The 8701-nt window shown below is 72.7% G+C and carries 7 protein-coding genes; 5 read left to right on the top strand and 2 right to left on the bottom strand.

Features of this window, described 5'->3' with window-relative positions:
- Window positions 1-72 precede the first annotated feature (72 nt).
- Window positions 73-828, bottom strand: coding sequence for an alpha/beta fold hydrolase (locus P3L51_RS18235; protein ID WP_354606299.1), 756 nt, complete (start codon window positions 826-828; stop codon window positions 73-75).
- Window positions 829-923: 95 nt separating this feature from the next.
- Here P3L51_RS18235 and P3L51_RS18230 point away from each other — a divergent pair, with 95 nt between their 5' ends.
- The 5 genes from P3L51_RS18230 to P3L51_RS18210 all read left to right on the top strand — a co-directional run bounded on the left by P3L51_RS18230 (window position 924) and on the right by P3L51_RS18210 (window position 6488).
- Window positions 924-1784 (top strand): ABC transporter ATP-binding protein, encoded by an 861-nt coding sequence (locus P3L51_RS18230; RefSeq protein WP_354606298.1) that lies wholly within the window; start codon window positions 924-926, stop codon window positions 1782-1784.
- Window positions 1785-1927: 143 nt separating this feature from the next.
- On the top strand, window positions 1928-2977 hold the full coding sequence (locus P3L51_RS18225; RefSeq protein WP_354606297.1) for an ABC transporter substrate-binding protein: 1050 nt from the start codon (window positions 1928-1930) through the stop codon (window positions 2975-2977).
- Window positions 2977-3852 carry an ABC transporter permease gene (locus tag P3L51_RS18220; RefSeq protein ID WP_354606296.1) on the top strand — a complete coding sequence of 292 codons (876 nt, stop codon included), beginning with the start codon at window positions 2977-2979 and terminating at the stop codon, window positions 3850-3852. Before P3L51_RS18225 ends, P3L51_RS18220 begins: the two co-directional genes overlap by 1 nt.
- Window positions 3849-4682, top strand: a complete 834-nt coding sequence (locus P3L51_RS18215) for an ABC transporter permease (RefSeq protein ID WP_354606295.1) — start codon at window positions 3849-3851, stop codon at window positions 4680-4682. The genes P3L51_RS18220 and P3L51_RS18215 overlap by 4 nt, the downstream gene beginning before the upstream one ends.
- 39 nt (window positions 4683-4721) lie before the next feature.
- On the top strand, window positions 4722-6488 hold the full coding sequence (locus P3L51_RS18210; protein WP_354606294.1) for a CocE/NonD family hydrolase: 1767 nt from the start codon (window positions 4722-4724) through the stop codon (window positions 6486-6488).
- Here P3L51_RS18210 and P3L51_RS18205 read toward each other — a convergent pair.
- Entirely contained in the window at window positions 6485-8614 is a 2130-nt protein-coding gene (locus P3L51_RS18205) for a molybdopterin oxidoreductase family protein (protein WP_354606293.1), read from the bottom strand. The genes P3L51_RS18210 and P3L51_RS18205 overlap by 4 nt on opposite strands.
- Window positions 8615-8701: the final 87 nt, after the last annotated feature.

The raw sequence follows: 8701 nt of genomic DNA, 5'->3' as shown, positions 1-8701 counted from the left end.
CGGGCGGCGGGCCCGACGAGTGTCCCATCGAACGGAACGGGCCAGTGTGGCGCGGGGAATTGAGGACGGACGTCAGTCGGCGGGTGCCGTGCGGATGCCGTCGTGGAAGGCGGTGAGCGCGGCGGCGAAGACCTCCGGCTCGTCCAGATAGGCGACATGACCCGCGCCGGGCACCACGGCGCTGACGCCGCCGAGCCGTCCGGCGAGCGAGTCGGCCGCGGTGGCGGCGACCCGGTGGTCCCGCGCGCCGCGCAGCACCTGGCAGGGCAGCCCGAGCGGAGTCGCCCGCGCGTGGGTGGCCCAGCCGAGCGTGGCGCGCAGGGAGTCGAGCAGGACCTCGGGCCGGGTGCCCGCCATCGCGCGGCGCAGCAGGTCACGGTGGGCGGGGTCGGCGGACAGGAGGGTGCTGTCGACGTAGTTGCGGGCGAAGAGGGCCGCGCCGTCGCGCTCCAGCGCGGCCCGGGTGTCGGCGGGCCGGCGGGCCGCCTCGGCGCCGTCGGCCGGGGGAAATCCGACCAGGGTCAGCGAACGCACCCGGTCCGGGTGCCGCTGGGCCAGCACGAGCGCGACGAGCGCGCCCAGCCCGGACCCGACGACATCGGCGGCCCCGACGACGACGCCCGCGTCGCCGGGGGCTCCGCCGTCACAGGCGGACAGCGCCGCGCCCACCGCCGCGTCCACGGTGAACGGCTCGGCGGCGCGGGCCCCGTGGCCGGGCAGGTCGAGCGCGTTCAAGTGCCGCCCGCCCGCGCCGAGATGACCCAGCGCGGGCCCCCAGGTCGCGGCGTCGCCGCCCCAGGTGTGCAGCAGGAGAAGAAGGTTCGCCATCGTCGTCATAGGCACCTCATACCAAGATGATGCATTTTCCAGTTTCTGAAGTATAGCTATTGCGTGTCAGGCATCTTAGACCCAGAATCCCCACTATGACCACGATCAAATCGGTGCGCCAAGCCGTACCGGCCGGCGACGGCGACGACACCGGAGCGAATGCCGGAGCCAATGCCAATGCCGACGCCGATGCCGGTGCCACGGTGCTGCTGGACGGGCTGACCATGCGATTCGGCGAGCGCACGGTCTCCAAAGACATCAACCTGACCATCGGCGCCGGCGAGGTGCTCTCCATCGTCGGACCGTCCGGCTGCGGCAAGACCACCCTGTTGAGGGCGGTGGCCGGCCTCATCCCGCCGGCCGAGGGCGCGGTCCGCATCGACGGCCGCGTCGTGGACGGCACCCCGGACGGCGTGGCCATGGTCTTCCAGCACTTCGGCCTCTTCCCCTGGAAGACGGTCGAGTCGAACGTCGCCTACGCGCTGCGCGTGCGGGGGACAGGGAAGAAGGAAGCACTCGACCGGGCCCGGGAGCTGATCACCCTCGTCGGGCTCGCCGGCTTCGAGAAGTCGTACCCGCACCAGTTGTCCGGCGGCATGCAGCAGCGCACCGGGCTGGCCCGGGCACTGGCCGTACGCCCCCGGCTGCTCCTGATGGACGAGCCCTTCGGCGCGCTGGACGCCCAGACACGCGAAGTGCTCCAGTTCGAACTGCTGCGTATCTGGCAGGACCACCCCGTGACGATGCTGTTCGTCACCCACTCGATCGACGAGGCCGTTCTCTTCGGGAACCGGATCGCCGTACTCAACGGCCGGCCCAGCGGCGTCGCCGAGCTGATCGACGTGAAGCTTCCACAGGACCGGGAGCGGGACCGTTCCGTACTGGCGACGCCGGAGTTCCTGGCGATCCGCGAGCGCGTCTGGTCCCTGATCATGAACGCCGAATCGGGCCGCTGACCGACCCCTCGGCCCTTCGGGGCCGTACGTCCGCCGCCCCGCCCCCTCCCGACACACCCATCACACCCGTCACACCTGCCACACCCACACCCACCCTCAGCCCTGCCGTGCACCGTCGCGCGGAAGACGAAGGAGCAACTCTCATGAAGATTCCGCGGCGCAGGTCCGCCCTGGTCGGTGCGGCCACCGTCCTCGCTCTCGTCGGTGTCCTCTCCGGCTGCGGCGACAGCGGCTCCGACACGGCGGCGGGTTCCGCCCCGGGCGGCGGCGGCAAGATGACGATCGGCGTGCCGGGCATCCCGCCCATCTTCCTCAACACCGTGATGTACGTGGGCGAGAAGCAGGGCTTCTTCAAGGACCGCGGCCTCGATGTGACCCTGCGCCCGCTCACCACCGGCGCCGATGTCGGCCGCGCGGTGCAGAGCGGCGAGATCCAGGGCGGCATCATCGGCACCCCGGGCGCCGTCGCCCTGCGGGCCACCGGTGGCTCGATCGTCTCCGTGATGGGCTTCCCCAAGCCGACGTACCTGCTGGCCAGCACCGACCCGGGCGTCACGACCTGCGAGTCGGTCAAGGGCAGGACGGTCGCCGTGGACGCGGTCGGCGCTCCGAAGGCCCTCGCCCTGGCCGGCATGCTCAAGAGCTGCGGACTCGGCCCCAAGGACGTCAGCACGATCAACGTGGGCGGTCCGCCGACGGTCGACGCGCTGGTGGCCGGCCAGGTCAAGGTCGCCGTACTGCACCCGGACGAACTCGCCACCGTGCAGCAGAAGGTCAAGCCCGGCACGAAGGCCGCGGAGATCATGACGCTGGCCGGCGTCGACCCGCTGGAGCACTACACGGTGCTCGTCGCGCCCAAGAGCGCGCTGGACGGCGCGGCCCGCGAGCAGTGGGTCGACGTGGTCGCCGCGGTACGCGAGTCCGTCGCCTACATGAACGACCCGGCCAACCTCAAGGAGGTCGCGGCCGTGGCGGCGAGCTTCACCAAGGAGCCGGCGACCGTCACCGAGGCGGCGCTGCCCAAGTTCCTCTCGCTGGGCGTCTGGCCCAAGTCGGGCGACGGCCTGGACCGTAACGCCATCGAGCACACCATCGAGGGCGCCGTGGCCGCGGGCAACGTCCCCAAGCAGAAGGCGCCGACGTACGACGACATGGTCGACCCGTCCGTGTTCGCCGACGCGACGGGCAAGTGATGGGTACGCCCCCGGCCACCCGCCCGGCCACCTCCGGTCCACCGGTCGAGGCCGCCCCCGCACCGGCCGCGGCACCGTCCGAGCCCGCGCCCCCGGCGGGCCCACGGCTGAAGCGCCGCGTCGCCCGCCGGCTGATACCGCTCGGCATCTCCGCCGCCGGCCTGCTCGTCGGACTCGGCCTCTGGCAGTGGGCCGGGCAGCGCGACCCCGTCCTGTTCGCCACCCCCGGCCGCTCGCTCTCCGCGCTGGCCACCATCACCGAGGACGGCACGCTGCCCGGCGCGCTGCTCTCGTCGGGGCGGCTGCTCGTCGTCGGACTCGCCCTCGCGATCGTCGCGGGGGTCGGCTTCGGCCTGCTGCTCTCGCGGGCCCGGCTGCTGCGCAGCAGTACCGACTGGCTGCTGTTCGCCCTCCAGTCCGTCCCGATCGTGGCCCTGGCCCCGCTGATCCTGTCGGCGTTCGGCTTCGGACTGCCGGCCAAGACGCTGGTGGTGTTCCTGACGGCGGTGTTCCCCATCGCCGTCAACACCGCGGAAGGAGCACACCGGGTGCCGGCCACCCTGCTCGAAGTCGCGCGCACGTTCCGCAGCAGCGAGTGGCGGATCTGGAAGGACGTCCTGCTGCCGCACACCGTGCCGTACGCCATGACCGGCGTACGGCAGGGCATCGCGATGGCCTTCGTCGGCACCCTCGCCGCCGAGTTCTTCCTCAACGCCAGTGGCGTGGGTGGGCTGTTGCTCGCCGCGAGCACCCGGTTCGACTCGGCCACCGTGCTCGGACTGACGCTGCTGGTGTCGGTGCTGGCGGTCGCCCTGATGGGCGTCGGACGCGCTGTCGAGGGCTACTTCGCACGGTGGCGGGAGGTGACGTCATGACCCCGGAGACACTGACCGAGGCGCCCGCGCCGGTACGGCCCCCGAACCGGCCCCGGCGCGCCGGCCGGCCCGTCGGCCGACGCGCCGACGTGCTCGGGAAACTGACCGTCGCCGCCCTCGTCCTGGCCGTCTGGGAGCTCTCCGTACGGCTGTGGCTGCCCGACTATCTGCCCACCCCCTCCGGCGTCGCCGGGTCCGCCTGGCCGACCCTGACCTCGCCGGACTTCGGTACGGCGCTGGGCGAGACCCTGGGCGGTGTGGTGCTCGGCCTGCTCATCGGCTGCGTCGCGGGCACCGGACTCGGTCTCGCCGTCGGACGGGTGCCGTGGCTGCGCCACCTCACCTCGCCGTACGTCAGCGGCCTCTACGCCATGCCGATGCTCGCCATCGTCCCGATGGCGACGATCTGGCTCGGCTACTCCAGCCAGACCCGGCTGGCCGTCATCGCGCTCTCGGCGTTCCTGCCCTGTGTGGTCAGCACGGGCGACGGCGCCCGGAACGTACCCCTCCAACTCTCCGAACTCGCCCAGATGCTGCGGCTGTCCCGCCCCCGGGTGGTGGTCGACGTACTGCTGCCGGCCACCCTCCCGTTCGTCATCGCGGGCGTTCAGGTCGCCGTCGGCCGGGCGCTCGTCGGCGCGGTGGCGGTGGAGTTCCTCGCCAGCCTGCCGGGTCTCGGCACGTTCATCCTCACCAACGCCCGCTCGTTCGACCAGGACGCCGCGTTCGTCGCCGTCCTCGTGCTGGCCGTGCTCGGCATCGCCGCGCGCACCGGGACCGAGACGGCGCTGCGCCGGTTCGCGCCCTGGCACCTGCACGTCAACCGCTGACCCCACCAAGAGCCGCGAAAGAGCAGCAAGGAGCAAGAAATGCCCGACGACGGCGGCGCACGGCCGTTCCGGACCGAGATCGTCCGCGGCATGCGGGTCGAATGGGACGTGCCGGTCGAGATGGACGACGGGATCGTCCTGCGGGCGGACGTGTTCCGCCCGGTGACCGACGGACCCGTACCGGTGATCATGACGTACGGCCCGTACGCGAAGGGCCTGCCCTTCGAGCGCGGCTACCCCAGCGCGTGGGAGGCGATGGCGCGGGACCACCCCGACACCGTGGCCGGCACCTCGAACACGTATCAGAACTGGGAAGTCGTCGACCCGGAGAAGTGGGTGCCGGACGGCTACGCGTGCGTGCGCGTCGACTCGCGCGGGACCGGCCGCTCGCCGGGCCGCGTCGACCCGTTCTCGCCGCGCGAGACGCGGGACTTCCACGACTGCGTCGAATGGGCGGGCACCCGCGACTGGAGCAATGGACGCGTCGGCCTCAACGGCATCTCCTACTACGCGATGAACCAGTGGCAGGTCGCTTCCCTGCGACCCCCGCACCTGGCCGCCATCTGCCCGTGGGAAGGCGCCTCGGACTTCTACCGCGACGGCTCCTACCAAGGAGGCATCCGCTCCACCTTCTGGGACCACTGGTACGACATGCAGGTCAAGACCGTCCAGTACGGCGTCGGCGAGACCGGCGGCCGTAACCCGAACACGGGGCAGCTCATCTGCGGGGACGACCTCCTCGACGCGGCCGAACTGGCCGCCGGCCGCACCGACCTGGGCGCCGACATCGCCGCGCACCCCTTCTACGACGGCTACCACCGGGACCGCTCGGCCGACTGGGACGCCATCGACGTGCCGGTCCTGAGCTGTGGCAACTGGGGCGGACAGGGCCTGCATCTGCGGGGCAACGTGGAGGGCTTCGTACGGGCCGCGTCCGGCGCCAAGTGGCTGGAGATGCACGGCCACGCGCACTGGCCGCTGTTCTACACCGACTACGGCGTCGACCTCCAGAAGCGCTTCTTCGACCGCTATCTCAAGGACGAGCCCAACGGCTGGGAGGACCGCCCGGCGGTGCAGTTGCAGATCCGGCACGTCGACGCGACCTTCACGGAGCGCGGCGAGGACGCCTGGCCGCTGCCGTCCACGCGGTGGACGAAACTCCATCTGGACGCCGCCGGTTCGTCCCTCGCAGCCGAGGCACCGGCCGACGGCGTGCCGGCGGAGTTCGCCGCGCTCGGCGACGGGGTGGAGTTCAGCACCCCGCCGCTGACCGAGGAGACCGAGATCACCGGCCCGCTGGCGGCCAGGCTGTACGTCTCCACCAGCACCACCGACGCCGATCTGTTCCTTGTCGTACGGGTCTACTCACCCACCGGCGACGAGGTCGTCTTCCAGGGCGCGCTCGACCCGCACACGCCCGTCGCCCAGGGCTGGCTCCGGGCGTCGCGCCGCCGGCTCGACCCCGAACTGTCCACCGCCCACCGCCCCTACCACCTGCACGACCGCGCCGAACCGCTGGTGCCGGGGGAGGTGCACGAACTCGACATCGAGATCCTGCCGACCTGCCTGGTCGTCCCGGCCGGCTACCGGATCGCGCTCCAGGTACGGGGCAAGGACTACGTCTACCCGGGCCCCAGCGCACGGCTGTCCAACCTGAAGAACGACCTCACCGGCTGCGGGCCGTTCCTGCACAACGACGACCGGGACCGGGTGGCGGGGACGTACGACGGCCGGACCACGGTCCACACGGGCGGCGACCACGCGTCGTATCTGCTGCTGCCGGTGATCCCGCGCACGGCCTCCTAAGGATCCGCGCGCTCCACGCGCACCGCGCACACCTTGAACTCCGGCATCCGGGACGTCGGGTCGAGCGCCGGGTTCGTCAGGTTGTTCGCCCGGCCCTCGCCCGGCCAGTGGAACGGCATGAAGACCGTGTCCGCGCGGATCGCCGTCGTGATCCGCGCCGGCCCGACCGCCCGGCCGCGCCGGGAGACCACGGCGAGCCGATCGCCCTCGGCCACCCCGAGCCGCTCGGCGAGCCGTGGGTGCAACTCCACGAAGGGACCCGGCGCGGCGGCGTTCAGCTCGTCCACGCGCCGGGTCTGGGCGCCCGACTGGTACTGCGAGACGACCCGCCCCGTCGTCAGCAGCACCGGATACTCCGCGTCCGTCTCCTCGGCGGCCGGGCGGTGGACGACGGGTACGAAGCGGGCCCGCCCGTCGTCGGTCGCGAACCGGTCGAGGAACAGCCGGGGCGTGCCGGGGTGACCGTCCTCGGGGCACGGCCAGAACACCCCGTCCTCCGCCGCGATCCGCCGGTAGGTGATCCCCGAGTAGTCGGCCGGACCGCCCCCCGACGCCCGGCGCAACTCCTCGAAGACCTCCTCCGGATCCGCCGGAAACCCCTTCTCGTGACCGAGCAGCCCCGCGAGCCCGTGCAGCACCTGGAGGTCGCTCCGTACGCCCGCCGGCGGGGTGATCGCCCGGCGCCGCAGCAGGACCCGCCCCTCCAGGCTCGTCGTCGTCCCCGTCTCCTCCGCCCACTGCGCCACCGGCAGCACGACATCGGCGAGCGCCGCCGTCTCCGAGAGCACCACGTCCGCCACGGCCAGGAAGTCCAGTGAGCGCAGCCGCCCCTCGATGTGGGCGGCGCGCGGCGCCGAGACGACCGGGTTCGAGCCCATCAGCAGCAGCGCCCTGACGTCGCCGCCAAGGGCGTCGAGCAGTTCGTACGCGCTGCGCCCCGGCCCCGGCAGCGAGTCGGGAGCCACCCCCCACACCCGCGCCACATGCTCCCGCGCCGCCGGGTCGGTCAGCTTCCGGTAGCCGGGCAACTGGTCGGCCTTCTGGCCGTGTTCGCGCCCGCCCTGGCCGTTGCCCTGACCGGTGAGACAGCCGTAGCCGGACAGCGGCCGGCCCGCGCGCCCCGTGGCGAGACAGAGGTTGATCCAGGCGCCCACGGTGTCGGTGCCCTTGGAGTGCTGCTCGGGCCCGCGCGCCGTGAGCACCATGCCCGTCGGCGCGTCGCAGAACAGGCGCACCGCTTCCCGGAGTTGGGGCACCGGGACCCCCGTGACCCGTTCGACGTGCTCCGGCCAGTGCGCCATCACCGCCGCCCTCGCCTCCGGCCAGCCCGTCGTACGCTCCCGTACGAATTCCTCGTCCGTCCGGCCCCCCGCCACCACGAGGTGCGAGAGGCCCAGGGCCAGGGCCAGATCCGTGCCGGGCCGGGGTGCCAGATGGAGGTCCGCCTGCTCGGCGGTCCTGGTCCTGCGGGGGTCGACGACGATCAACGTGCCGCCGTTCTCGCGCAGTTCGGTCAGATAGCGCAGGGCGGGCGGCATGGTCTCGGCGAGATTCGAACCGACGAGGATCACGCACCCCGTACGCGGAATGTCCGCCAGCGGGAACGGCAGCCCCCGGTCCAGCCCGAACGCCCTCTGATGCGCGGCGGCGGCCGACGACATGCAGAAGCGCCCGTTGTAGTCGATCTGCGAGGTGCCGAGCACGACGCGGGCGAACTTGCCGAGCGCGTACGCCTTCTCGTTGGTCAGCCCGCCCCCGCCGAAGACGCCCACCGCGTCCGGCCCGTGGTCCGCCCGCGTCCGCGCGAGCCCGTCGGCGACGGCGCCCAACGCCTCGTCCCAGGTGGCGGGTTCGAGCGGGCCGCCCCTGGACCGCCGTACCAGCGGTTCGGTCAGCCGCACCCGCGAGGACAGCACGGCCGCCGCCGTACGCCCCTTGCCGCACAGCGCGCCCCGGTTGACGGGGAAGCCGGGGCGCTCGACGACCTCGACACCGGGGTCGTCCGCCGTACGCCGCAGACCCATCCCGCACTGCAACGCGCAGTAGGGGCAGTGCGTCGGGACGGCGTCGGAGACCACGGGGGCATCGGTCACGGTGGCGTCGGGGCCCACGGCGGCATCGGTCATGGCGCCAGCGTGCGTTCCGGGTGTTACGGCCCCTGCCGTACGCGGTTACGCCCCCGACACGCGCACCTCCCGGGCGACGCCCCGGCG

The sequence above is a fragment of the Streptomyces panacea genome, assembly GCF_040560175.1.
In the GTDB taxonomy this organism is placed as follows: Bacteria; Actinomycetota; Actinomycetes; order Streptomycetales; family Streptomycetaceae; genus Streptomyces; species Streptomyces panacea.
Note: the sequence above shows the minus strand (reverse complement) of the source record. Positions and strands in the feature narration are given on the sequence as shown.